This is a genomic window from Pseudomonas sp. PARCl1, assembly GCF_947311875.1.
Classification (GTDB): domain Bacteria; phylum Pseudomonadota; class Gammaproteobacteria; order Pseudomonadales; family Pseudomonadaceae; genus Aquipseudomonas; species Aquipseudomonas juntendi.
The window spans coordinates 156,864-181,174 of sequence record NZ_CAMZMX010000006.1 but is presented as its reverse complement, the minus strand read 5'-3'; the positions used below and the strand labels follow the sequence as shown (position 1 = coordinate 181,174).

The following is a 24,311-nucleotide window of genomic DNA, read 5'->3' as shown; positions in this document are numbered from 1 at the left end:
GTGATCGACTGCCCGGTCGACTACAGCGAAAACGACCGCATCCTCAACAGCGAGCTGCGTGAGCGCGCGCTGGCGGTCTGAGCCTGGGCAGCCCACCTTGGTGGGCGCGTCCTGGCGCCGTGAAAGGGCCAGCGCAATGCGGCCCTGAGTCTCCAGCTGACGCTTTGGGGCTGCCTGCAGGGTGGCCCCAATCGTTTCACCCGCAGGTAGCTGCGCTCAGCCCTCAGCCCGAGGGCCCCGCCAGGCGGCGGCAGACAACCGCTCGACAAAGAAATCGGCCAATGCCTGTACCTTGCGTGGCCGACTCCGCGCCGAAGGGGTGACGAAATACAGGCCGCCCTGGGTCATGCGCCATGCCGGCAATACCCGTTCCAGGCGGCCATCGGCCAGGTAGTGCGCCGCAATGAACTCTGGCAGTTCGGCAAGCGCGACGCCTGCCAGCAACGGCGCCACCAGTGCATCCGAGTTGGTGACCCGCAGCGGTCCTCGCGGTGTTACATCCTGTTGCGTGCCATCGGCGTGGGTAAAACGCCTGACGGGGGCGGCACCCGCGCGCTAGCGAATGGGCCGCCTGTCCCGGGTGGGGTACAAATGTACTCCTTGAGCGCAAGCGCTTGAAGCGGGGTGTGATCAATGCTCTCATCCCGCGCTTGCGCTTATGGGTTTTGAACGATGAACCGTCCGCTTTTTGTCTCTATCGATGGCCCTAAAGGCACCGGCAAGACCACCTTGCTGGAAGCCGTTACGAAAGCCCTCAGGCTGGGCGGGCACAAGGTGGTCCGCCTGTGCGAGAGAAACAACGATCCCTACCGCGGCGATACCATGGCCTTGGTCAACAGGCTTGCCCGCAACCCTTGCCAGGCGCTGGAGCATGAGGTTTGCCAACGCTTTGCCGACAGCCGTGCCTGGATTTCCCGAAACGTGCTGCCCCGGCAACCGGCCGGCAGCATCATCCTGATCGATCGCTGGTACCCGTCGGACGCAGCCTTCCGCCGCAGCGTGCCGTTTGCGCAGATCCTGCAGTTGAACCTTGAGCGCGGCGTGCAGGTGCCGGACCTGCACGTGGGCGTGGTCACCGGCGCCGAAACCTCCTGGGCCCGGGCGGCTGCGCGCACCCGCGGGCTGCGCAGTACCGTCATCCACACCCTGGATGAACAAGTAGCCTGTACCGAGGCGTTCGAACGTGCGGTTGCCGAACAGGGCTGGGTGCTGTGCCGCAATGAAGGCACGGTGGAGCAGGCCAGCTGCCAGATCGTGGCTGAAATATACGCAGTGCTGCGGCAGATGTAGGGCCCACCGAGCCACCCTCGGCGGTAGCCGCATCTCGTGCTCGCGGCGGATGCGAACCTCGGCCGCCTGCTGGCACCACCCTCAGGCCTCGATCGACGAGTGGTGCCCGGTGATCAGCCACTGGTCGTCGATCCGTTCAAAGGTGAACAGGAAGCGCGCGGGCACCACTTGCTGAACGCCTGCTTGGCGATAGACGAACGTATAGAGCCCACCGACCACCACGGTGCCGAGCTTGCGGCTTACCCGTTTCTTGAATACCTGGATGTCACACACCAGCCCATCATTGGCCAGGAAGTTGTCGAAGTAGTTGCGACGGCTGTCGTCGCAGTCCCGTACCTGGTTCGACAGGGTCGGCACCAGGATCGCATCTGGTGCATAAAGCGCCAGCACCTGGTCGACGTCACGCGTGGCGACCGTCGCTGCCCAGCGATACAGCGCAGCCTTGGCCCCCGCCAGGCAGGCCAGTTCAGTGTCGGCGTAGGGTTCGGCGGCAGAAGTGTGAGAAACGCGCATGCGGATTACCTGTAATGCAAGAAGAGGATGACGGGGAAATACCCACTAATATACAGTGTTATAACATAACATTTTAGCAGTGAGTGATGGGTCATGCCGTTCCGGTTCAAGCAGCCAGCCAGTGTCAGCCACGGGGACGCGCGTTCATGAGCCGTATCCTGATCAGAAATGCCCGGCTGGTGAACGAGGGCAAGGTGTTCGAGGCCGATGTCTTCATTGCCCGCGGCCGAATCGACAAGATCGCCGCCAGCATCGAGGGCATGAATGCCCCTGTGGAGATTGATGCCCAAGGCCGCTGGCTGGTGCCTGGCATGATCGACGACCAAGTGCACTTTCGCGAACCCGGCGCCACGCACAAAGGCTGCATGGCCAGTGAGTCACGTGCTGCCGTGGCCGGTGGTATCACCAGTTTCATGGACATGCCCAACACCAGGCCGGCCACCTTGACGCTGGCGGCCCTTGACGACAAGAAGGCCCGCGCTGCCAGCTCATCGGTTGCCAACTACGGTTTTCATTTTGGGGTGAGCAAGGACAACCTGGAGACCGTTGCCCGCCTGGATCCCCGGCAAATTGCCGGGGTGAAGGTATTCATGGGGGCCTCCACCGGCGACATGCTGGTTGATGACCCCAGGGTGCTCGAGCGGCTTTTTGCCTGTGTACCGACGGTGTTGCTGGCGCATTGCGAGCATACCCCTTCGATCATTGCCAACGAAGCCCGCTACCGTGCGCAGTTCGGCGCAGGCATCACGCCAGCGATGCACCCGCTGATACGCGATGCAGACGCTTGCTGGCGCTCGTCCAGCCTGGCGGTCGAGCTGGCAAACCGTTTCGCTACCCGTCTGCATGTGCTGCACCTGACCACTGCCAGGGAGTTGCGGCTGTTCGAGCCTGGCCCGTCGGCCCACAAGCTGATCACCGCTGAGGTGTGCGTCCACCACCTGCTGTTCGATGACCGCGACTACGCAAGCCTGGGCAATCTCATAAAGTGCAACCCGGCGATCAAGACCACTGCCGACCGTGACGCGCTGCGCCAGGCCTTGCTGGAGGACCGCATCGATGTGATCGGCACCGATCATGCCCCCCATACGCTGGCAGAAAAACAACAGCCTTACGGCTTGGCACCTTCCGGGTTGCCGTTGGTGCAGCATGCACTGCCAGCGCTGTTCGAGCTGGTCGAGCAGGGGCTGCTGCCGATCACCCAGCTGGTGCGTAAAACCAGCCATGCGGTCGCCGACCTGTTCGCGATAGAGGCACGTGGCTACCTGCGCGAAGGCTACTGGGCTGACCTGGCCCTGGTCGAACGCCTCGACGCACCCAGACCGGTTGGCCTCGACCCGGTCCTTGCCCACTGCCAGTGGACACCTTTGCAGCACCACTGCCTGCGCCATCGGGTCACGACCACGATCGTATCCGGGCAGTTGGCCTGGCATGAGCACAGCTTGAACGCGCACTGCCAAGGCTTACCGCTGGCGTTCAATGGCCAGCGGCGCTGAAACGCAACCCTCCACGTGAGAACGACTGCAATGACCGAAGACCAATTGCTCCGCATGCCTGAAGCGGCCTATATGGACGCTGCACAGCTGGCCTTTTTCCGTGATCTGCTGCTGGTACAGCGGACTGAGCTGCAAGCGCGAATTTCCCGTGAGTTCGAGTTGATGCAGCAGTTCGAACCCAGCAGCGACCCCTCCGACCTGGGCACCGTGGAAGAGCAACGGCACTGGCAACTGCGCTTGCTGGAGCGGGAGAAAAAGCTGCTGGACAAGATCGACGAGGCTTTGGAGCGTATTGCCCGCGGTGAGTACGGTTGGTGCAAGGACACTGGCGAACCCATTGGTCTCAGGCGCTTGCTGCTGCGCCCGACCGCCACGCTGTGCATCGAAGCGAAAGAGCGTCAGGAACGCCAGGAGCGGCATATTCGCGAGGATTGAACAGCCGTCAGCAAGGAAGCCAAAGGGGCGCGTCACCGCAGCGTTGTAGGCGGGTCTCGCGATGGCCGGCATTCACTCCCCCCGGCCGATTGCTTACACGTGAGCACTCACAACAACAATAAGAGTGGCGCGCTGTGACAACCATGGCCTCTTGCAACGGCGTTGCCCATGCGGTTTCGTTGCTGCGTACCTATACACAAGCCGTGTTGAGCTTTACCGCAGACACGCTGGAGTTTCTGCAGCAAAGTGCGCTGTTCACCCTCATGCATGCGCTGCACGCCGATCACGGCGCCGGGTTCGGCCCGCAACCATTGATGCCCCGGCATGTGAAGCGTGCCGAGGGGTATATCCGTTAGCACCTGCGCGACGATATCAAGCTGACAGACATTGCCAGCGCAGCGGGGGTCAGCGTGCGCTCCTTGAGCGAAGGCTTTCAGCGCGCGCTTCAGCAGTCTCCCATGCAGTACGTCAAGGCGCTGCGCCTGGATGCTGCACGCAATGAGTTGCTGTGCAGCGGCTCGGACCGGCTGGTGTCCGAGGTTGCCGAAGCCTGGGGGTTCAACCACCTTGGCCGTTTCAGCGAGCAGTACCGCCGGCGCTTCGGCGAGTTGCCGTCCAGTACCCCAAGGGGCTGATCAAAGGCTCAGGAGTTCGGCCACGGGGAACTGGTTGGTTGTTTTCATTTCGCGCAACGACAGGTTGGACCTGATACTCGCCACGCCGGGCAACTTGCGCAGCACCTTGTCGATGAAGCGGCTATAGCTGTCCAGGTCCCGGGCGACAACTTGAAGCAGGAAGTCGGCTTCGCCCGTGGTGTTGTGGCAGCTCAGCACCTGCGGAGCCGCCGCGATGATCTTTTCGAACTTCGCGGTCGCCTCTTCGCTGTGGTCGGTGCAGGAAATCTGCACGAACGCCATCACCCCCAAACCCAGCTTCTTGCGGTTGAGTATGGCCTGGTAGCCCTCTATCACGCCGCTCGCCTCCAGGCGCTTCTGTTTCCTCCAGCATGATGCCTCACTCAGGCACAACTGCTCGGCCAGCTTGACGTTCGACAGCCTGCCGTCACGTTGCAGCCTGTCCGCTATTGCAATGTCTACCTTGTCCAGTGCGTCGGCCATGCGCCAATCCTTCACAATCAATGAGCTTTCTGAAGGTTTATTTCACTTGCGCACCCATGTCAACCGAACTCTGAAAGGTAATTTCAGCCGTTTTCTTCATACTGATAGCCGCCGAAAAGCGCTGCTCGGGCGCTGCCGGAAGCACGACTCATCCAACCGTTTTCAGCAGGGGTAAACGTCATGAAAGCTGTCGTCTACGAAGCCTTTTCTCAGCCACCGCGCTTGATGAATATCGCCGATCCAAGCCCGGAGCGGCATGGTGTGGTGATTGAAGTCAAAGGCACAGGCGTGTGCCGAAGCGACTGGCATGGTTGGAAAGGCCACGATCCGGACATACAGCTGCCCCACGTTCCAGGCCATGAGCTGGCAGGCGTGGTCGCCGCCGTAGGCGGCGATGTGACCCAGTGGAAGGTGGGTGACCGGGTAACCGTTCCGTTCGTAGGCGGCTGTGGCGCCTGTGCGCAGTGCCACAGTGGCAATCAGCAGGTGTGCCACACCCAGTTCCAGCCCGGTTTTACCCACTGGGGGTCTTTCGCTGAATACGTGGGGATCCATCAGGCTGACCTGAACCTGGTGGCCCTGCCTGAAACCATGGACTACGCGACTGCAGCCAGCCTGGGTTGCCGCTTCGTCACTTCATTCCGCGCGGTGGTGGACCAGGGCAGGGTCGGCGCAGGCCAGTGGGTCGCGGTGCATGGCTGCGGTGGCGTGGGCCTTTCGGCGGTGATGATCGCCCAGGCCATCGGTGCCAACGTGGTTGCAATCGATATCGCGGATGACAAGCTGGCACTGGCGCGGGCACTGGGCGCCGTGGCCACCATCAATGCCAGTCAGGTAGCGGACGTGACGGAGGCGGTGATGGAAATCACCCGGGGCGGCGCACATGTGTCGCTGGACGCATTGGGCCACCCGGCCACGTGCTTCAACTCCATCAACAACCTGCGCCGTCGCGGCCGGCATGTGCAAGTCGGGCTGATGCTGGCAGACCACGCCCAGCCTGCGATCCCCATGAGCAAGGTCATTGCCCATGAGCTGGAGATCTACGGCAGCCATGGCATCCAAGCGCATCGCTACGATGCCATGATGGAGATGATCGGTTCGGGCAAGCTGGCCCCTGAAAAGTTGGTGGGCAAGACCATCAACCTGGCGCAGTCCATCGACGCGTTGATGAACATGGACCGCTTCGATACGGCGGGTGTGACCGTGATTACCGAGTTCTGATACACCAGCAACGGTGGGCTGGCACGGGTTACTGCCGGCGCTGGCCTGAATCGCGGGCAAAAGATAGCCCGCTGCTAGACGGGCCAATGGGAACTGCTATCACACGTAGGGATGGCTCAACGATCGCCCATCGCTTGTGAAAAATGAGTCAAAAAAAGGTGCCGAGCTTGTGATCCCGCTGGGTGGGATGTATGGGTGGGGCCTCATGCTGCTGCCCAAGCTCGAATCCGCTCGAACCGGGTAGCTTCTGCTGGAATGGGCTCACGCGATACCGGGTGGGGGTATGTGGACAGCAGCCAACGCTAGTGGCGCGAAAGGTTATGGTATAACATAAATCATCGCGGTACTGGCCTTTGGCCTTGCCGCGCATTTGTCTGCCACACAACAACCCACGCCCGACTCAGGACTCTCCATGCGATTCCCCCAAGCATCGTTTGCCATTTTCACGGCAATGTTCACACCTGACCTTGTCGCCGGACAGACCGGCACCTCGACCATCACGCTCGGTGACGTGAACATCACCCAGACCGCTGGCGTAGCCTTGAGCACCGAAAACGTGCTGACCTCGGTCGACGTTCTTGGCAGCGACCAGGTGCGCGACAAGAACGTGATGAACAGCTGGCAGCTGTTGGGGCAGATGCCAGGCATCCAGTTGACCGAAACCGGCCAAGGTGCAGAGTCTGGCAAGGTCAGTTTCCGTGCGTTCAACGGCGAGGGCTACATCAACGGCATCAAGACGTTGATCGATGGCGTGCCAAGCAACGTCAACAGCGGCAACCAGCGCTTCATCGACATGATTTTCCCGTTGGACATCGAATACATCGAGGTGGTGCGCGGTACCAACGACCCGCGTTATGGGCTGCACAACATCGGTGGCAACATCAACTTTGCCACACGCCAGGGCGGCAACTATGTCGATAGCCGGGTGACCTACGGCAGCTTCGATACCCGTGAAGTGCAGTTGGCAGTCGGCCACGAGGAGGGCAACTTCGCCCAGAACTACATGCTCGCCAAGCAAGACAGCAACGGCTACCGCGACCACAGCAACTCGAACAAATATGCGTTGGGCGGCAAATGGTTTGTCAACAACGATGACCAGACCTTCCGTGTCGGGCTGATTGCCCGGCTTTATCATCACCAAGCCCAGGAGCCGGGCTTCCTCACCCGTGACCAACTGCACGCCAGCCGCACCCAGTCACCTGCCAAGAACGGCAATGATGGTGACGACCGCGACATGAAGCAGGTGAGTTTGCACAGTGACTGGCAGCTGGCCGATGACCTTAGCTTGAGCAGCAAGCTGTACTACAACAGCTACAACGATGACCGCACTGTCACTTTCACCGATTACCGGCCTGGCAACGCACCTCGCCAGCGACGCCAGTGGGACGAGCAGCAGCGCGGCATGCTCAGCAACCTCACCTGGCGCGCCAACGAGTTGCTGACGCTCGATGGCGGCATCAACTACGAAGAGCAGGACAACCTGTACCGTCGCCTGCGCTACAACTACGGTGTGCCAACCGACTTCGACGCGCCGCCGGCGCGCGTGCAAAATGACGACGCTTACACCCTGCGCAATATCGGCGGGTACGTGCAGGCGGTCATTCAGCCTACCGATGCGCTGAAGATCATCCCTGCCATGCGGGTGGATAAATTCTCCGGCAACACCGAGGTGCTCGGCGGCGCCAAGGCATCCCTGCAGGACTATGGCTGGATCCGCCAACCGAAACTCAGCGTGATCTACAGCCTCACCCCCGAAATCGACGTTTACGCCAATTGGGGGCGCACCTTCCAGGTACTCACCGGATCGGCGGAACCGGCTTACCTGCTGCCCGGGCAAGCCTCGTACGACCCGTCCATCAACACGGGCAAGGAGGTTGGGGTGAAATTCCAGCCGTTCCCGGGTGCCCAGGCGCGGCTTGCGCTGTGGCAGCAGGATGCGACCGATGAAGTCGCGAACATGCCCAGCACCGGTACCACGGTGGGGCTCGGCGAAACCCGCCGCCGTGGCGTGGACATGCAGATCAGCGCACAGCTGGATGAACAGTGGACGGTCTGGGCGTCCCACGCGGTTCAGGAGGCGAAAGTGGTCAAGGGCCTGGCTGCCAACGGCCAGTCGCTGTCAGGAAAAGAAGTGTTTTCCACCCCTCGCTACATCAGCAATGTGGGCGTCGAGTACCGCTACAATGACGACTGGAAGTTCGGCGCGCAGGGGCGGGCACAGGGTAGCTACTACATCGATGAGCTCAACGAGCAGGGTAAGTACGGTGGCTTCGTGGTCGTGGATGCCAGCGTGAGTTACCGGATCACCCCGTCCACCAGCGTGGATCTGCAGGTGAAGAACTTGCTGGGCCGCGAATATGAATATGTCTGGTACGACAACTTCTTCTGGGGCGGCAACGACCAGCCCATGTTCTCGCCCGCCCCAGGCCGTTCGGCATTCGTGTCGTTGAACATGAGCCTGTAACAGGCTGGCCGTGCCACAGGCGAGCGTCTGCTCGCCTGCTCGGGGCCACCGTGGCCAGCCCGCTTTGCCATCAGAAGTCGAACGTCACACCGGCATAGAGTGCGCGCCCGTCACCGGGGGCGTGCAGCGAAGCGTGCGCCCCATCCGGGTCGTACCAGGCGTACTCGTAATAGCGGTTGGTCAGGTTTTTCAGCTGCAGGTCCACGCTCATCGACGCACTGACCTGGTAGGTTGCCCCCAGGTTCAGCAACACATAGCCACCGTAGGTGCCTTGGGTGTTCTCGCGCTCCAGGTAGTAGTGGGTCTGGCCGTTTGCCCAGGCGCTCAGTTGCAGGGCAGGCGTAGCCTGGTAGTTGATGCCGGTATTCCACAGGTGGTGCGGCACATGGTCGATCTCTTTGCCTTTGCTGCCAGGCAAGGCGCTGCTCGGCTCAAGGATCTTCGAATATTGCCATGAGTACGACATCCACATCTCGGTGCGTTCGCTCGGGTGCAGGTTGACCTGCAGGTCGTAGCCCCAGCGCCGTGTCTCACCAACATTGTCCGACTCCCCGCTGGGGTCGTTCAGGCGACGGCTCACTTCGCCAGAGGCGTCCTGACGCCAGTAGGCGAGGCGGCCATCGACCCAGCTGGCCGGGGTGAACTTGATGCCGGTTTCCCAGCCTTCGTTGATCGAAGGGGCCAGGTCCTCATTGCGCGGCGGCACCTTGTAGGCTGCGGCGCCGGTCCCGACCTGGAAGGTGCGGCCCCAGTTGGCGTAGACGCTGGCAAACTTCCAGGGCGAATAGACAATGCTGAGCTTGGGCTGCTTGATCAGCCCGTAGTCGTTGATGTCGTAGTCCTGCCCGGTCATCTTGTTGGTGAAGTCACCGCTGATCTTGTCCACCCGGTAGGCCGGCACGATCTTCAACGATGGGAGCGGCTCGATCTCCGCCTGCACGTAGGCACCGACCGTGTTGAAGGCGAAGTCCTGGTCGCGTGTCTGCGCCTGGCGTACACGCTGCACGGTGCGATAGCGCTCGCTGCGGTTCTGTTGCTTTTGCACATCGCTGCCACCTTCCAGCGCGAAGGCGTGCAGCCAGTCCACCTGTGGCCGCCAGGTCAACGAGGTAATGGCACCGTACTGGTCTTCGTAGGTGTCTCGTTCCTGTTGCGAGCTGGTACGCCAGTATTGAGTCCAGCGACGATCGTCGAAGGTATTGAGGTAGGTCTTGGCTGACCATGAAAGGGTGTCGGCCAGGTCGGTATCGAAGTGTACGCTGACTTGGTTCATCCGCCGCGTCCCCTTGTCCGTGGCGTTGTAGTCATTGCTCATGCGCGGATGATGGCGGGCGTCATCCTCGGTCAGGTAGCCCGCCTCCTGAGCTTCTGACTCGTAGTGACGGGCAATCAGACCAAGGCGGTAGCTGCCATCGTCGGGGGTGTAGAACCACTTCCCGCCGAAGCTGTAGCGCTCGGTATCGGCATGGTCACGGTAGCCATCAACCTGCTGGCGAGCGAAGAAGTAGTTCTGCGTCCAATTGCTGGTCTCGATGCCCTTGGCCAGTTGCACCTCACGCGTATTGAAGCTGCCGTAGCGCAGGCGCGCCTTGTTGTAGTTGCCCCCGGTGCGGGTGTGGATATTGACGTTACCGGCGATGTTGTTGAGGCCGTAGCGTGGATCGCTGGTACCACGCACCACCTCGATGCTGTCGATGTCCATGGGAAACACCGAGTCGATGAAGGGCATGTTGCCGTCGTTGGTGTTGCTGGGGATGCCATCGATCAGCAACTTCACGGCGTTCACTTCGCCTTCGCCATTGAAGCCGCGAAACGACAGCTTGCCCGAGGTGGTGCCCTGATTGAATTCGGTCAGCAACACCCCGGGCGCGCGCCTGAACAGCTCCCAACTGTAGGCCACCGGCATTTTCTCGAGGATGTCGCCGCCCAGGATATCCACCGAGCTGAGCACGCTGCTGGTGGCCAGCGGGCCGCTTTCGGTACTGGTCACGTTGACCGCGCCAAGGGTGAGGGTGGAGTTTTCAGCAGGCAGTGTTTCGGCCACGGCCAGTGTCAGGGGGCTGAGGCTGAACAAAGCGAGCACGGGCAAGGCAGCACGTGCGGTACAACGGAACGCAGGCATGGAAAGTTTCCTGGCTAGACAGTCGGGCAGGGCTGCACACCGCAGGTCACGGGGCAGCTGTTGGCAATCAGCGACGGGTCAGGCCAGGGGAGAGGCGCGGGGGTTGAGCTTTGGCCACTGCTCACGCGGCAGTGGCAACCTGTGGCTGTCACCGAGCAGAAGCGCATCGGGCCAGAACCGCGGGAACAGGTGGCGATAGTAGTCGCTGGCCAGCAGGCTATGCCCGGCATGGCCACAGCAGCAGTCGCCCGCCTGATGTTTCGTGTCCGGCTGTTCATCGAGTTGTGGCAACTCGGCCTTGAGCTGGGCCAGCAGTGACTTGGGCAGGCTCTGTGCACCGTGCAGGCTGCAAAAGCTACCGAGAATCAGGGATTGGCTGTCGACGCGGGGTGTTTGCAAGGCACGGTCAAGCGGCATCGCCAGCAGGTTGAACAGCACGGCGAAGCAGGCGAACAGACAGAGATGCGCACGCGCTCTTGAAAGCATGAATCACCCATGAAAACGTCGCGCGCATTAAGCCGTATTGGTGACGGGCAGTTCAAGTTCCGTGACGCGCTATTTTGTCGCATGCGCTAATGACCGCTGTCGTGTCTGGCGCCATTACAGAACTTGCGCAGGGCTGGAGCTCATTGTCATTTGGGTTTGAACTTGAACCGCGTTAGGATTCTCTAACTAGCACCCCACCCACTTCGGAGTAAGTACATGTCGCGTCTGGCAGAGTTTCGTCAGCTTGAACAAAAACTGGCCCAGCAATTGGCTGAACTTGAAGCGCTCAAAGGCTCGTCCGAGCTGCAAAAAGAAATCGAGTTTGAGACAAAACTACGCGACCTGCTCGCCGAATATGGATACAGCCTGCGGGACATCATCAATTTGCTCGATCCGCAGGCCAACCGTCAGTCAGCACCTGCTGCCACAGCGAAAGCACCGCGTCGTGCCCGACAGGTCAAGCAATACAAGAACCCGCACTCTGGCGAAGTTATCGAGACCAAAGGCGGCAATCACCGCCAGTTGAAAGAGTGGAAGCAGCAATACGGCGCTGATGAAGTCGAAAGTTGGGTCGCCCGCTAACTCGTACCGCGCACAACTGATCAAGTGGGGCCGCTCTGTGCCCCATCGCCGGCAAGCCAGCTCCCACAGGAACAGCACAGCCCTCAAGCATTGCACGGTCCTATGGGAGATTCTATGGTTCCTGGCAAGGGTAGCCGGAGCATCTTCAGCGCCTGTGAGATCGAGCGCCGCGCGGGCGGCGCTCGATCTCACAGGCACTGCATATCTTGTGACAAACACCTATCAGCCCTGATGCGCCCCCTGTGGGAGCTGGCTTGCCGGCGATGGGCTGCGCAGCAGCCCCATTGGGTGTGTTACATCACACTCAAGTGAACGTCCCGCTAGCGAAGGTTCTCTGCTGCCTGGCGTTTGTGCCGATTTTCCAGGGTCAGCTTCCCAGCGAGATACAAGCCCATTACAATCGCGATGAATTCCTATTCTCGTTTTCGCGTGGGTAACAAGATGTCCGGATCGGTCACGGAAACGACGCACCATCAACACCTGCACAGACTGTATCGGGATCACAATACGTGGCTACGCGGCTGGTTGCGCGAACGTTTGAGTAATTCGGCGGATGCTGCCGATCTCGCCCAGGACACGTTCGTACGGGTAATGGTCGCGCGCACCGCCCATTCGCTGCAGCAACCGCGTCATTACCTGGCGACCATCGCGCGCGGGTTGGTCATCGACCTGTATCGCCGCCGCAGCCTGGAGCAGGCGTACCTGCAAGCATTGGCGTCCAGGCCGGACGTTCATGCGCCCTGTGCCGAAACCCGGGCAATCATTCTGGAAAGCCTGCTGGCCATAGACCGCATGCTCGACGGCCTGGGGCTGCGTACACGGCAAATATTCCTTGCTGTGCAACTGGATGGGCTGACGTATGAGAAGACCGCCGAGCGTTTCAATGTGTCGGTCAGCACCGTGCGCAAGCACCTGGCCAAGGGCCTGATGCACTGCCTGTTGATGGATGGCGAATGAACCAGGTACTGGCCCAGGCGGTTGAATGGCATGTTCGTCTCAATGACAGCAGCGCCACCCAGGCCACCCGCGCGCAATGGCAGGCCTGGCTGGATGCCGACCCCGTGCATGCACAAGCCTGGCAGCGTGTAGAGCGGTTGCAACAACGTTTGAGCCTGGCACCCGCTGGCGTGGTCTCCACCACCATCGAGCAGGCACGCCAGCATAGAAGGGCGGTACTCAAACAGCTGGCCGTGCTGCTTGGGGTCGGTGCAACCGGCTGGGCAGGCTACCGGGCTTCGCCCTTTGCAGCCGACTACAGCACGGGCGTCGGCCAACGGCAGCGGCTGACGCTGGCCGATGGCAGTGTACTGGTGCTGGATACCGCCACGCGGGTGGATGTGCTGTTCGATGCCCAGCAACGGCTGATCGTGTTGCGCCAAGGTGCCATTCTGGTCGATACCGCAAAAGATGCTCGCGCCCTGAGCGTGCAGACTGCGCAGGGGCGTGTCGAGGCGCTCGGTACCCGATTCACGGTGCGTCAGGACGATGGCACTACGCGGGTTGCCGTGCAAGCGTATGCCGTGCGGGTCAGGCCGCAACTGGGCCTCGGCCAGGCACTGCGCGCTGAAGCGGGGCAGGCCGTGAGCTTCAGCGCAACCACCATAGGGCCCCTGCAGCCAGCGCCAGAACAGGGCTCTGCGTGGGCGCGCGGCATGCTGGTTGTCGTGGACTGGCGCCTGGATGCGGTACTGGCCGAGCTCTCCCGCTATCGCCACGGTGTGCTGAGCTGCTCGCCTGATATCGCCGGCCTGCGGCTCTCCGGCACTTTTCTGCTCGACGATACCGAGGGCGCGCTGGCCAACCTGGAGGCCTCACTGCCGGTTCGGGTCCGCCGCCTGACCCGTTACTGGGTAAGGCTGGAGCGCCAGGCGGCATGACGGTGAATTTTTCTGCATAGAGGGGTAACAGATTTTCATTCCTGTTTCGGCTCTACCTGCATGTGCGCATCAGACGCACCCATTGCCAACGCTGACAGGAAACTTTTCATGCAAGTACGCCCCCTCTTTTCTGGCCTTTGCGGCCAACCCACAGCACGGGCTCTGTGCTTTGCTGGCGCCGTACTGGCGGTAACGCCTGCCTGGGCCAAGCCGATCGACTATGACATCCCCGCAGGCACGTTGGCCGCCACCTTGAGTCAGCTCGCTGCCGCCAGCGGCGTAATGATCACCTTCAGCTCGGAACAAACAGCGGGCTTGAGCTCGCCAGGGCTGCACGGTAGCTACGAGGTGGAGCAAGGTTTCGTCCACGTGCTTCAGGGCAGCGGGTTGCGCATTGTGCAGGCTGGCGAAAAACGGTTCGTACTCGCCAGCATGGAAGCCGGCGGGGCCCTGCAGCTGGGCGCTACCACCATCGATGCAGCAGGCCTGGGCGCCATCACGGAAGGGACCGGCGCCTACACCACGGGTGCCACCAACGCCGCCACTAAGCTTGCCTTGTCATTGCGCGAAACCCCGCAAACGGTCAGCGTGATGACACGCCAGCGCATGGAAGACCAGCAACTCACCACACTGAGCGATGTGCTGAAACAGACGCCAGGCCTTTCCGTGCAGAACATCGACAGTGAACGCGTGAACATCTATTCGCGTGGGTATGCCCTGGACAGTTACCAGTTCGATGGCATCCCGACCACCTTGATCGTGCAAACCAGCGCAAGCCCGCAGAGCCTGATCGATACCTCGGTCTATGACCGGGTCGAAGTCGTCAGGGGCGCCACCGGTTTGATGACCGGTGCCGGCGACCCCTCTGGCAGTGTCAACCTGGTCCGCAAGCGGCCAACCGCCGGGTTCCAGGGCTCGGTCAGTGCCGGCGCAGGCTCGTGGGACACGTATCGCACCGAGGTGGATGTGTCTGGCCCACTGACCACCGATGCGCGCTTGCGCGGCCGCGCCGTCATGGCTTACCAGCAGGGCAACAGCTTCATTGACCACTACCAGCAGGAGAAACAAACGTATTACAGCATTCTGGAAGCTGACCTCACCGACAGTACGCTGCTGACAGTCGGTTTCGACTACCAGAAGAATGACCCGCGTGGCGTATCCTTCGCCAGCTTCCCGTTGTTCTACAGCGACGGCGGGCAGACTGACTTCCCACGCTCCATCAACGCCGGGGCACGCTGGAGCTATCGCCAGCAGAACACGCTCAATACCTTCGCGACCCTTGAGCACGGCCTGGCCAACGACTGGAAACTGAAGCTGGCCGTGAACAACATGTACAGCACCCGGGACTATTCGCTGGCTTCGCTCAGTGGTGGGGCACCTGACCGTGAAACAGGTGAGGGCGCCTACCTTTACGGGGGAGATGGCTATGGCTCCCAGCGGCAATTGGGTCTGGACGCCATGGCCCAGGGGCCGTTCCAGTTCCTGGGCCGCGAGCATGAACTGGTATTGGGCCTGAGTGCTTCGCAGTTTAACGACTACAGCGACCCGGACGATGACGACCTGGAGATGCGCCCGGCCAATATCCATACCTGGGACAACGACACCGAGCGGCCGACTTCGGTCGGTAAACTGATGAATGACGACACCACGATTCGCCAGGATGCGGCGTACATGGTGGCACGCTTCAAGCCGGCGGACGATCTGTCGCTGATTGTCGGTGCCCGTGTCGGTGACTACAGCTACAAGAAGAAAGCCATCTACAACCCGCCTTACACGCGTTCGTCCAGCACTGCCGAAAGCCGTGAAAGCGGCTTCATAACGCCTTATGCCGGGGTGGTGTATGACCTCAATGACATTCATTCGGTGTACGCCAGCTACACGACGATCTACAAGCCCCAAGCCCTACGAGAGCAAAACGGCAGGAACCTGGAGCCGAGGGAAGGGGACAACTACGAAGTTGGCCTGAAAAGCGAGTTCTTCGACGGCCGCGTCAACACGGCCATTGCCCTTTATGGAATAAAACAGGACAACCTGGGGGTTCCCACGGGCGAAACCGTGGAAGGCACGGTGCGCGAGTCGGCCTACCGCGCGGTGGCCGGCGCGAAAACGCGCGGTATCGACATGGAAATCTTTGGCGAAGTGCTCCCGGACTGGAATGTCAGCGCAAGCTACAGCCATAGCGTTACCAAGGATGCCGACCATGAGCGCATCAGAACCGAAGCACCGGCTAACTTGATAAAGCTCTGGACGACCTACCGTCTTCAAGGGGACCTGAACCCATTGACCATCGGCGGGGGCCTGAACTGGCAAAGTGGCATGAGCCTGACGACGAGCCAGGGCAAGGCGACGCAGGAACAGTATGCCGTGTTCAACGTGATGGCGCGTTATGACATCACCCGGCAGCTGAGCGCTTCTGTCAACGTCAACAACGTGTTCGACAAGCAGTATTTCAGCGCCCTGGACCCGACCTTCTTCACCGGCTACTACGGTGAGCCACGCAATGTCATGTTCAGCACCCGGTACGCTTTTTAACGCGGGGAGGGTGCAGGCCCGCCGACGCCTCAGGCCAGCCTTTGCAGATAGCCCGGCGCGTCAGGTTCTTGAGCCTGGCGATCCTGCTGAACTGGTCGGCTATCCAGGTGTTCAGCGTGCTGGGCACGTCGGTGATCGTGAGTGTTCACAAGCTGTCGTTCGAGAACTCCTTGTGGATCCTGGTGTTGTCCAACCTGGTGGGCTTCATCGGCTACCTGGTTCACGGTTGGCTGGGTGACCGAATTGGCCGGCGCCATTGTGCATGCCATGGGGCCGATCGGCGCCATCGTCGCCGGGCTGGGGATTACCAGCGTGTTGTCCACTGGCGGTGAATGGCACAGCGCGGCGCTCGGGTTCGGCGCGCTGCCTTGCTTCCTGTCGGGCTTGATCATGCTTGCCGCCCGGCATGTCGAACCTCTTTCAGTCAAATAACCAGGAGTTGCCGGGGAAGGCGGCGCACTGGTGGCCATTTCGTCGATTGCCGGTGGCGTGTATGGCTGGCAGGACCACGCGCATTACGCAGCGGCCAAGGCTGGGGTGCCCGGGCTGTGCCGCTCCCTGGCGGTGGAATTTGCCCCCAGGGGCATCCGTTTTGAAACCCCGCTGGTGAAGGGGATCAGCCAGGCGTGGAAGGTTGCCAAGGCCAAGGAGCTGCCGTTGGGCCGCTTCGGCAAGGCTGAAGAAGTGGCACGGATCGCCGTGCTGTTGGCGAGCGAGCCTGGCGGCAACCTGTTCGTCGGGCAAACCCTTAACCCCAATTCCGGCGATGTAATGCCTTGAGGTGAGCCATGTGTGGGCAGCCGCACCACGGCGGCGCCCAGGTGTGTGCACTGGAGTACGACATACCGCTGGACTGGCTCGCCTTCGGGGTTTGGTTGTCGATGCTGCTAAGATGCCACGGAGACCGAATTCTGCGGGTCGAAGGGATCTTGAATGTGATCGATGCTGAACAACCTATCGTCATTCACGGCGTACAGCACTGCCTGCATCCGCCTGTGCATCTTCGCCAGTGGCCAGGGCAGGCGCGGCGCTCGCGCCTGGTGCACATCGACAGTGTCTGGTCGCCTGCCTTGATGCAGCTGCACCGCGAAGGCATTCAGTACCGCCAGGCCGTGCCCAGGGAGAGTTATCGTGGCTGGTTAGGTGGCCTGTCGTTGTCCCGTGCCGTTGAGGGTGGGGTGAAAGATGCGGCCTATGCCTACCTGAACTGGTGGTTGGCAGGTTGGCCAGGCCCGATGATGGCCCGGCAAGGGTCCTACATTTCCAATCCACTGCGCGCGCGCGATCACCTGTCGGCGGCTGAGTGGGATTACTGGTACGAGGGCAAGCCAGCCCGCGAGCAGTTGCTGGGCAGTGATGGCGAACCGCTGATCGAGCCTGGGCAGCTACGCGAAGGGGGCGCCTACGCCGAGCGTGTGGGCCGTATCAGGGTCTGGAACTCGGTGATGGATGAGCATAATTACCTGGTGCGCAAGTGGGCTGATTTTTTGCGGGCGGGTAGATGAGCCGGTCGCAGACCGGCGCCAAATACCCACGCACGCCGGACGGGCGCTATTTCGTCGTCAACGGCCAGCTCTGGCGCTGCAGCAACCCTGCGCTTGCAGACGAAGCGCGCCAGCACCTGGTGGGCGCGTTGATGGAGGCGCGGCGGGCCGTGAAGCAGGCAAAAGCCTGCGACGATGCAGCCGCTTTGAAGCGGGCCAGGGCAGCGGTCAATGATGCCAAGGTTGCATTAGGCGAGCGTGGGCCGGTGTGGTGGGATGACGGTAGCCCTGATTACAACCGCTACAAGGCTACCAACACCCCTTATGCTGCCTGGTACAACCGGCTGGTGGCGCAGCCGTGAAGGCCTTTCACCGTGCGGCTAGGGCCGCGAACGTTGCCAGCGTTCAGCGCCGAACCGATCTGATATGGAGCCTGGCGCCTGCCGGCGCTCGGTGAACTTTTACCAAGGTGGACGACTAGATGCTTTTCGTGGTGCTGCTTGGGGGCAAACACCCCCAGGCAAAGATTGAGGTTCACGACATTGTGTTTGCGGCCGCGGATACGCTGGAGCAGGCATACCCGCAACTACGGGACGGTTGGTTTGGCAGCCCCAAAGGCGTGCACATCGATGCCTGGATGGCGGTCGATGGGGTAGACGACTGGCGCATCGAGCTCAGCCCGCTGGCGCCTTCTGCTGAATCCCTGCGGCTCTATTTCATCAACCTGGGCGGGTACGACGCCCAGGCTTTTGGCGAGGCGCACGAGTATCTGCTGGTGGTCGCGAAGGACAAACGAGAGGCCATGGCGAAGGGCAAGAAACAGGCCATGGCGCATTGGTCGCAAGCTCACAATGATGCAGTGCTGGATGTCGACGACTGCCTGCCCATTGACCAGGTGGGCGGGCGTTTCGTGCACCTTGTCGAGGGGCCGCATGCCGGGTTACGCCGACGGAATCAATACATTGTCCTTTGATAACGGTCGCGGCAGTCAGCTTGCTGGTAGAGGCATGGTCAAGCTCGTTGTAAGCAGCAGCGGGTCACGGATGACCATCGTTTCAGCCAGCCCCCTCGCTACTGGGGGCAGGTTTCAAGCGTGCTACACGACCTGATCTGTTGCGGGTACGGCGTGTGCCAGATCTGCAGCATCGGGCCGAGCATGCAGGAGCACGACAGGCACCGATTTCGCGGCGGGCACTTTGCTTCGCTTGGCATAGTGCCACAAGGGCACGAGCGCATTGGCCTCGGGGTAGTAAGCGGCGGCGCAGCCCACCGGTATGTCATAGGCGATAATCTGAAAAGGGCCTGCCTCGCGGCGAACTGTCGGTTCCACAGCTGTACGCAAGCGAACCCAGCCCCCCGGCACGAAGCCCAGGCGGACGATATCGTTGCGGTTGAGGAACACCACTTTGCGCGTGCCCTTTACGCCCCTGAAGCGATCGTCGTAACCGTACACGGTGGTGTTGAACTGGTCATTGCTGCGCAACGTCATCAGTTGCAGGACATCACGGCCGGCTTCGCCCGTCAGCACGTCGTCGTCTTCATCCAGCGTGCCTGGGGTAATGAACTGCGCCTTCCCTGAAGGCGTGGCCCATTGCCGCTGTGACACGCCCAGCGGGCGATGGAACCCGCCGGGCTCCCACATCCGCGTCTCGAAGTCATGGAAAATACTTGGATAAACCTTGCTGATGGCTTCACGAACCAGGGCATAGTCGTGCTTCCAGTGTGCCCAGGGAATGGCGACCGTGTCGCCCAGCGTCGCCAGGGCCAACTCTGCGATGATCGCCAACTCCGAGCGTAGCTGCTCTCCTGCGGGTTCGGCGTGGCCGCGCCAGGCGCGGATGCAGCCGGTGCTGTCTTCAGTGGTGTAGGTTTGTTCGACGCCAAGCTGCCGGTCGATCTCGATCCTGCCCAGGCAGGGCAGCAGCCAGGTGCTTTCACCAGGGACCAGGTGGGTGCGATTGAGCTTGGTTGCGATCTGTACACTGAGGCTGAGCTGGGCCCAGGCGGGTTCCACCCGGCTGGTATCGGGCACGGCCCGCAGAAAGTTACCGCCAAGCCCGATGAACCCCTTCACACTGCCATTGAGAACGCCCTCGCAGGTGTCGACCGTCGCCAGGCCCTTGTGCTCCGGAATCTTGAAGCCGAACAGCGACTCGATCTTCTCCCCGGGTACTTTCGCAGGGTCCTCGGTGATGCCTACCGTGCGTTGGCCCTGTACGTTCGAGTGCCCTCTGACCGGGCAGATACCAGCCCCTGGTTTACCGATATTCCCGCGCAGCAATAGCAGATTCACCAGCATCTGCACGTTGGCCACCCCGTGCCGATGCTGGGTCATGCCCATGCCATAGACGATCATCACTTTCTCGCTGCGCGCGTAAACGGTGGCCGTGGCCTCCATCGCGCTTCGGCTCAGGCCGGACCGTCGCTCCAGTTCAGCCCATGTGTATTGCCGCACCCGCTCCATGAAATGGCCCAGGCCGTCCGTATGTTGTGCGAGAAAATCGTGATCGAGCACCGGCGGCTCGCCATTGCTTTTGGACCTTTCCTCCATTTCCAGAAGCGCCTTGGCCACCCCCATGACGGCAGCGGTGTCACCGCCGATGGCCACTTGGTGGTATTGAGTGCTGATGACTGTGGATTGCGGACCGAGCATTTCAGTGGGGGACTGGGGGTTTACAAAACGCTCCAGACCACGTTCCCGGATCGGGTTGAAGGTGATGATCGGGACGTTGCGCTTGCGCACCTCCTGAAGCGGGTGAAGCATGCGCGGGCTGTTGCTGCCTACGTTTTGCCCGAAGAATAGAATGCAGTCGGTATGCTCGAAATCGGCCAGTGAGACCGTGCCAACCGGGACCCCGATGCTTTCCTGCAGGCCAACCGAGGTACTTTCGTGGCACATGTTGGAACTGTCGGGAAGATTGTTCGTGCCATAGGCACGAGCGAACAACTGGTAGATGAACGATGTTTCCAGCGATGCGCGCCCTGATGCATAAAAAACGACTTCGTCGGGGCTGAGCGCGCGCAACTGCGCGCCGATGGCTTCATAGGCTTGCTCCCAGGTCACGACCTGGTAGCGATCAGTGTGCTTGTCGTAACGCATTGGGTGGGTTAACCGGCCATGCTGCTCCAGGTCAAAGTCCGACCAGCCGCGCAACTCGGTCAAGGAGTGGGCCCTGAAAAAATCGGGCGAGGTGCGTCGTGACGTCAATTCCCATGCCGTGGCCTTGGCACCATTCTCGCAAAATTCCAGGGCATGAGGGTCGCCTGGCTTGGCCCAGGCACAGCTCACGCAGGCGAAACCCTTGGGCTTGTTCAGCTTGAGCAGGGCGGTTGTGCCTTTGATCAGTGCCTGCTCGCGCCAAAGGACATTCAGCACGGAGTGGGCCGACCCCCAGCCGCCCGCTGCAGAGGTATAGGGCCGAAAATGTGATGTGCCGTGGATCATCTTCATGTCGACCTCGCCTTGCCATTTAGTGTGTCTAAACGCTACGAGTACTGAGGAGCCTCTAAGTTCGAAGCGATTCGAGGGGCTGCTGGGAACCCTGCGCTCGCAACGGGGGGGCGGATGGGGAGGGGCGCTCACGCGCCCTTGATGCTCAGGCCCTCGCGCCCTGGCACCGACAAGTTGGCTTGTTGCGGCAATGCGGTGACCTTGATCGCCCGCACCGGTACCGCGAATTTGGCGCCCACTTTGGAAAAGCGCTCAAGCAGGTGGAAGTTAATCGCCTGCTGGATGTCCATGTACAGGTTGTAGCCCGGGTCCTGGACGATGTATACGCACTCGAACTCCAACGCTTCCTTGCCAAAACCACGCAAATGAGCACGGTCGAAGCGCACCTGCGATTGCGCCTTGATAGCCTCCTCAACGATGCCAGGGGCTTTTTTCACGGCCTCCGTGGGCGAGTCGTAGGACAGGCCAAACTCGAACACAATGCGGCGTTCCTGCAGGCGTTTGTAGTTCTGGATCGTGCTGCTGATCATGCTGGCGTTGGCCATGACGATCTGCTCGCCACCCAGGCTGCGGATGCGTGTGGTTTTCAAGCCCACATGTTCAACGGTGCCCGCCAACGGGCCAATGACGATGAAGTCGCCTACCTCGAAGGGTTTGTCCACGGCGATTGACAGGGAGGCGAACAGGTCGCCGAGGATATTCTGCACGGCCAGCGCCACGGCGATGCCGCCGACGCCAAGGCTGGCGACGAACGCGGTGATGTTGACGCCCAGGTTGGACAGCATCGCCAGTACCACCACCGACCACAGCAGCACCCGCGCCCCCCACGCCGACAGGGTGGCCAGTGCGCTGGCCTGGGTAAGACCGTCGGTGCGTTGACCGGCGAAGTAGCGATCCAGCCCCAGGCCGATGGCGCGGTTGGCCCACAGCCCGATTTGCAGGGCGGCGACCACGAACCACAGGCTGCTGACCCGCGTCAGCCAGCGTTCGGGCAGGTCGAGCATGCTCAGGCCTACCAGCAAGGACGCGAGCAGTAGCAGGAAGTTGCTGGTGCCGGCCATCACCTTGGCCAGCACATGGCTGAGCACGCCGTCGTGTTCGGCCCAGCGCCGGATGCGGTGCAGCAGGAAGCTGATGGCTGCGCGGGCGACCAGGAAGGTCGCGATGGCCACCACCAGGGCCAGCAGCCAATTGAGTATGGAAATTCCGAACAAGGTAGTCTCGGTGAACAGGGCTATCAGGCGGTCATTCATGAGCAGTGGGTCTCCTGGGTGACTGGATTGATATGACGGTCTTTTCATGGGATGCCCTGACGGCGCCATAGGTCGATCGGATTTCAAAAACCGCACGGCGGCATGCTCAGTGATAGGTATGGGCCCCAGCGCGCCGAGGGTAGCGGCGATGGAACAACAAGTGCACCTGGCGACTCCATTACAGCAACGGCGAGCCATGGAGTGCCATGATGATCCACGTGGGATGCGCGGGCTGGAGCTTGCCGCGCCAGTACGCCGCGGCGTTCTTGCAGCCGGGTAGCCACCTGCAGCGCTATGCCGCGCGGCTGGGTGCCGTCGAGATCAACAGCTCGTTCTACCGGCCGCACCTGCCGGCGACCTATGCCCGGTGGGCTTGCGCTGTACCGGCGGATTTCCGATTTGCGGTGAAGCTACCCAAGCACATCACCCACGAGTTGCAACTGGAATGCTTTGAAGCAGCGCTTGATGCGTTTCTTGGGCAATGCCAACACCTGGGTGACCGCCTTGGCTGCCTGCTCGTACAATTACCGCCATCGCTGGCCCATGATGATGGCCGCGACCGGCGTTTCTTTGAACGCTTGCGCCAGCGCCATGCCGGGCCGGTGGCAGTCGAACCCAGGCACGCCAGTTGGCAAGCGGCGCAGTCGATGCTGGTCGACTTGCATATCGCTCAAGTGGCGGCGAGCCCTTCGCGTTTTGGCACCGACGCACAACCCGCGGGCTGGCCAGGCTTGGTCTACTGGCGCCTGCACGGCGAACCGCGGATCTACCGCAGCGAGTATTCCCAACAATACCTGCTACAGCTGGCTGAACGGCTGCGGCGCAGCCACGCTGCCGGTGCGGCAACATGGTGCGTCTTCGACAACACGGCTTCGGGTGCTGCGCTGGGAAATGCGCTGGCGCTCGAAGGGTGTCTGAGTTAGGGCATTCTGCGGTCGTCGCAAATCATCTTGCCTATTGCGTATTTTTTGGCTTCAGCTAACTTGTACAAAAACCTGTACATGAATGAGGTCTTGTACATGTATTGCGAGTGGCATCTGACGCTTTATTTTGACGGGGCCTGCCCATTGTGTGCCAGGGAGGTCGCATTTCTGCGCAGGCGTTGCACGGCAGCAAAGCTCATTCTGGTCGATATCGACAGCGATGAGTTCGATCCCATACCGCTGGGCCTGACGATTGAGGAACTACGGTCCTGTTTGCACGCAAGGTTCGCGAATGGGCAGTGGGTCACCGGCTTGGACGCGACCCTGTGGGCCTGGCGTGCTGCTGGTTTGGGTCTTTGGGCAGCACCCTTGGCGTGGCGCCCGTTGCGTCCAGTGCTTTCGGTTCTTTACAAATTGTTCTGTCGCTTGAGGCCAAGTCTGGCCTGGTTACCCCATCCCGATGGCGGGCAACGTTGCAAAGGTGAGGCCTCCAAATGTCACATTCGCTAGCCGAGCACTACCGTGAAATCCTTGTTGGCGTGGGTGAAAACCCGCAGCGCGAAGGGCTTCTGGATACGCCTCAGCGTGCTGCCAAAGCGATGCAATACCTATGCAATGGCTATACCCAGAGCTTGAGTGAAATCGTCAACGGGGCGCTGTTCGAAAGTCAGAACGACGAGATGGTTATCGTTCGCGACATTGAACTGTACTCGTTATGCGAGCACCACATGTTGCCGTTTATTGGGAAGGCACATGTCGCGTACCTGCCAACAGGGCGAGTACTAGGGCTTTCCAAAGTAGCGCGCTTGGTGGACATGTTTGCCCGCCGTTTGCAGATTCAGGAAAACCTGACCAGGCAGATTGCCTGTGCCATGCAGGAAGTGACCGATGCGGCAGGGGTTGGGGTGGTTATCGAAGCCAAGCACATGTGCATGATGATGCGTGGTGTAGAAAAGCAGAACTCGGTGATGATTTCCTCGGTCATGCTAGGCGAGTTCAGAGACTCCCCGACCACGCGGCATGAATTCCTCACGCTGATTGGCCGACACAGCTGAAATTTGGTTTTG

General features: G+C 61.2%; 22 protein-coding genes and 4 pseudogenes. 19 read left to right on the top strand and 7 right to left on the bottom strand.

Annotated features, from left to right (window positions below):
- Positions 1-216: 216 nt before the first annotated feature.
- A pseudogene (locus tag QME24_RS05905) lies at positions 217-531 on the bottom strand (LysR substrate-binding domain-containing protein); the annotation flags it as partial.
- 141 nt (positions 532-672) lie between these two features.
- Here QME24_RS05905 and QME24_RS05900 point away from each other — a divergent pair.
- On the top strand, positions 673-1,290 hold the full coding sequence (locus tag QME24_RS05900; RefSeq protein ID WP_054906194.1) for a dTMP kinase: 618 nt from the start codon (positions 673-675) through the stop codon (positions 1,288-1,290).
- Positions 1,291-1,371: 81 nt separating this feature from the next.
- Here QME24_RS05900 and QME24_RS05895 read toward each other — a convergent pair whose 3' ends face one another.
- The gene (locus QME24_RS05895) at positions 1,372-1,803 is read right to left on the bottom strand and encodes a DUF4440 domain-containing protein (protein ID WP_054906193.1); all 432 of its coding nucleotides are present in this window, start codon (positions 1,801-1,803) and stop codon (positions 1,372-1,374) included.
- 146 nt (positions 1,804-1,949) lie between these two features.
- On the opposite strand from QME24_RS05895, the gene QME24_RS05890 reads away from it, so the two are divergent.
- The 4 genes from QME24_RS05890 (at position 1,950) to QME24_RS05875 (ending at position 4,366) form a co-directional block, all read left to right on the top strand.
- The gene (locus QME24_RS05890) at positions 1,950-3,296 is read left to right on the top strand and encodes a dihydroorotase (RefSeq protein ID WP_054906192.1); all 1,347 of its coding nucleotides are present in this window, start codon (positions 1,950-1,952) and stop codon (positions 3,294-3,296) included.
- Positions 3,297-3,326: 30 nt separating this feature from the next.
- Positions 3,327-3,731, top strand: a complete 405-nt coding sequence (dksA, locus tag QME24_RS05885) for an RNA polymerase-binding protein DksA (RefSeq protein WP_009684822.1) — start codon at positions 3,327-3,329, stop codon at positions 3,729-3,731.
- A gap of 143 nt (positions 3,732-3,874) precedes the next feature.
- Positions 3,875-4,087 carry a hypothetical protein gene (locus QME24_RS05880; RefSeq protein WP_054906191.1) on the top strand — a complete coding sequence of 71 codons (213 nt, stop codon included), beginning with the start codon at positions 3,875-3,877 and terminating at the stop codon, positions 4,085-4,087.
- A 3-nt stretch (positions 4,088-4,090) separates the two neighbouring features.
- Entirely contained in the window at positions 4,091-4,366 is a 276-nt protein-coding gene (locus QME24_RS05875; RefSeq protein ID WP_082414764.1) for a helix-turn-helix domain-containing protein, read from the top strand.
- Here the strand turns inward: QME24_RS05875 and QME24_RS05870 are convergent, their stop codons facing one another.
- Positions 4,367-4,849, bottom strand: a complete 483-nt coding sequence (locus QME24_RS05870; RefSeq protein WP_009684825.1) for an Lrp/AsnC family transcriptional regulator — start codon at positions 4,847-4,849, stop codon at positions 4,367-4,369.
- A gap of 180 nt (positions 4,850-5,029) precedes the next feature.
- Here QME24_RS05870 and QME24_RS05865 point away from each other — a divergent pair, with 180 nt between their 5' ends.
- Together QME24_RS05865 and QME24_RS05860 are read left to right on the top strand one after the other, a co-directional pair.
- Entirely contained in the window at positions 5,030-6,070 is a 1,041-nt protein-coding gene (locus QME24_RS05865; RefSeq protein WP_054906190.1) for a zinc-dependent alcohol dehydrogenase family protein, read from the top strand.
- A gap of 412 nt (positions 6,071-6,482) precedes the next feature.
- The gene (locus QME24_RS05860) at positions 6,483-8,534 is read left to right on the top strand and encodes a TonB-dependent receptor (protein ID WP_054906189.1); all 2,052 of its coding nucleotides are present in this window, start codon (positions 6,483-6,485) and stop codon (positions 8,532-8,534) included.
- Positions 8,535-8,604: 70 nt separating this feature from the next.
- On the opposite strand, the gene QME24_RS05855 is transcribed toward QME24_RS05860, so the two are convergent.
- Both QME24_RS05855 and QME24_RS05850 read right to left on the bottom strand, forming a co-directional pair.
- Positions 8,605-10,656 (bottom strand): TonB-dependent receptor, encoded by a 2,052-nt coding sequence (locus QME24_RS05855; RefSeq protein WP_054906188.1) that lies wholly within the window; start codon positions 10,654-10,656, stop codon positions 8,605-8,607.
- Between the two features lie 78 nt (positions 10,657-10,734).
- On the bottom strand, positions 10,735-11,142 hold the full coding sequence (locus tag QME24_RS05850) for a DUF2946 family protein (RefSeq protein WP_009684831.1): 408 nt from the start codon (positions 11,140-11,142) through the stop codon (positions 10,735-10,737).
- 216 nt (positions 11,143-11,358) lie between these two features.
- Here QME24_RS05850 and QME24_RS05845 point away from each other — a divergent pair, with 216 nt between their 5' ends.
- From QME24_RS05845 to QME24_RS05805, 9 genes and pseudogenes are all read left to right on the top strand, one after another.
- Complete coding sequence (locus QME24_RS05845) at positions 11,359-11,724, top strand: histone-like nucleoid-structuring protein, MvaT/MvaU family (protein ID WP_009684832.1); 366 nt, start codon at positions 11,359-11,361, stop codon at positions 11,722-11,724.
- Between the two features lie 441 nt (positions 11,725-12,165).
- Entirely contained in the window at positions 12,166-12,681 is a 516-nt protein-coding gene (locus QME24_RS05840; RefSeq protein WP_054906103.1) for a sigma-70 family RNA polymerase sigma factor, read from the top strand.
- On the top strand, positions 12,678-13,601 hold the full coding sequence (locus QME24_RS05835; RefSeq protein WP_054906102.1) for a FecR domain-containing protein: 924 nt from the start codon (positions 12,678-12,680) through the stop codon (positions 13,599-13,601). The genes QME24_RS05840 and QME24_RS05835 overlap by 4 nt, the downstream gene beginning before the upstream one ends.
- 108 nt (positions 13,602-13,709) lie before the next feature.
- Complete coding sequence (locus QME24_RS05830; RefSeq protein WP_054906101.1) at positions 13,710-16,133, top strand: TonB-dependent receptor; 2,424 nt, start codon at positions 13,710-13,712, stop codon at positions 16,131-16,133.
- Positions 16,134-16,210: 77 nt separating this feature from the next.
- Positions 16,211-16,565: pseudogene (locus tag QME24_RS05825) on the top strand (MFS transporter); the annotation flags it as partial.
- Between the two features lie 21 nt (positions 16,566-16,586).
- Positions 16,587-16,913 (top strand): annotated as a pseudogene (locus QME24_RS05820) (SDR family oxidoreductase); the annotation flags it as partial.
- Between the two features lie 26 nt (positions 16,914-16,939).
- A pseudogene (locus QME24_RS05815) lies at positions 16,940-17,638 on the top strand (GTP-binding protein); the annotation flags it as partial.
- Positions 17,635-17,979 (top strand): hypothetical protein, encoded by a 345-nt coding sequence (locus QME24_RS05810; RefSeq protein WP_054906098.1) that lies wholly within the window; start codon positions 17,635-17,637, stop codon positions 17,977-17,979. The pseudogene QME24_RS05815 and the gene QME24_RS05810, both read left to right, overlap by 4 nt.
- A 119-nt stretch (positions 17,980-18,098) precedes the next feature.
- Complete coding sequence (locus QME24_RS05805) at positions 18,099-18,590, top strand: DUF1543 domain-containing protein (protein WP_054906097.1); 492 nt, start codon at positions 18,099-18,101, stop codon at positions 18,588-18,590.
- Between the two features lie 123 nt (positions 18,591-18,713).
- On the opposite strand, the gene QME24_RS05800 is transcribed toward QME24_RS05805, so the two are convergent.
- Both QME24_RS05800 and QME24_RS05795 read right to left on the bottom strand, forming a co-directional pair.
- Entirely contained in the window at positions 18,714-21,068 is a 2,355-nt protein-coding gene (locus QME24_RS05800; protein WP_054906096.1) for an FdhF/YdeP family oxidoreductase, read from the bottom strand.
- Positions 21,069-21,196: 128 nt separating this feature from the next.
- Positions 21,197-22,321 (bottom strand): mechanosensitive ion channel family protein, encoded by a 1,125-nt coding sequence (locus tag QME24_RS05795; protein ID WP_192440017.1) that lies wholly within the window; start codon positions 22,319-22,321, stop codon positions 21,197-21,199.
- Positions 22,322-22,530: 209 nt separating this feature from the next.
- On the opposite strand from QME24_RS05795, the gene QME24_RS05790 reads away from it, so the two are divergent.
- The 3 genes from QME24_RS05790 (at position 22,531) to folE (ending at position 24,299) form a co-directional block, all read left to right on the top strand.
- A complete protein-coding gene (locus QME24_RS05790; protein WP_192441783.1) occupies positions 22,531-23,244 on the top strand; it encodes a DUF72 domain-containing protein in 714 nt (237 codons plus the stop codon).
- A 96-nt stretch (positions 23,245-23,340) separates the two neighbouring features.
- On the top strand, positions 23,341-23,754 hold the full coding sequence (locus QME24_RS05785) for a DUF393 domain-containing protein (RefSeq protein ID WP_192441785.1): 414 nt from the start codon (positions 23,341-23,343) through the stop codon (positions 23,752-23,754).
- A complete protein-coding gene (folE, locus tag QME24_RS05780; protein WP_054906092.1) occupies positions 23,739-24,299 on the top strand; it encodes a GTP cyclohydrolase I FolE in 561 nt (186 codons plus the stop codon). Before QME24_RS05785 ends, folE begins: the two co-directional genes overlap by 16 nt.
- Positions 24,300-24,311: the final 12 nt, after the last annotated feature.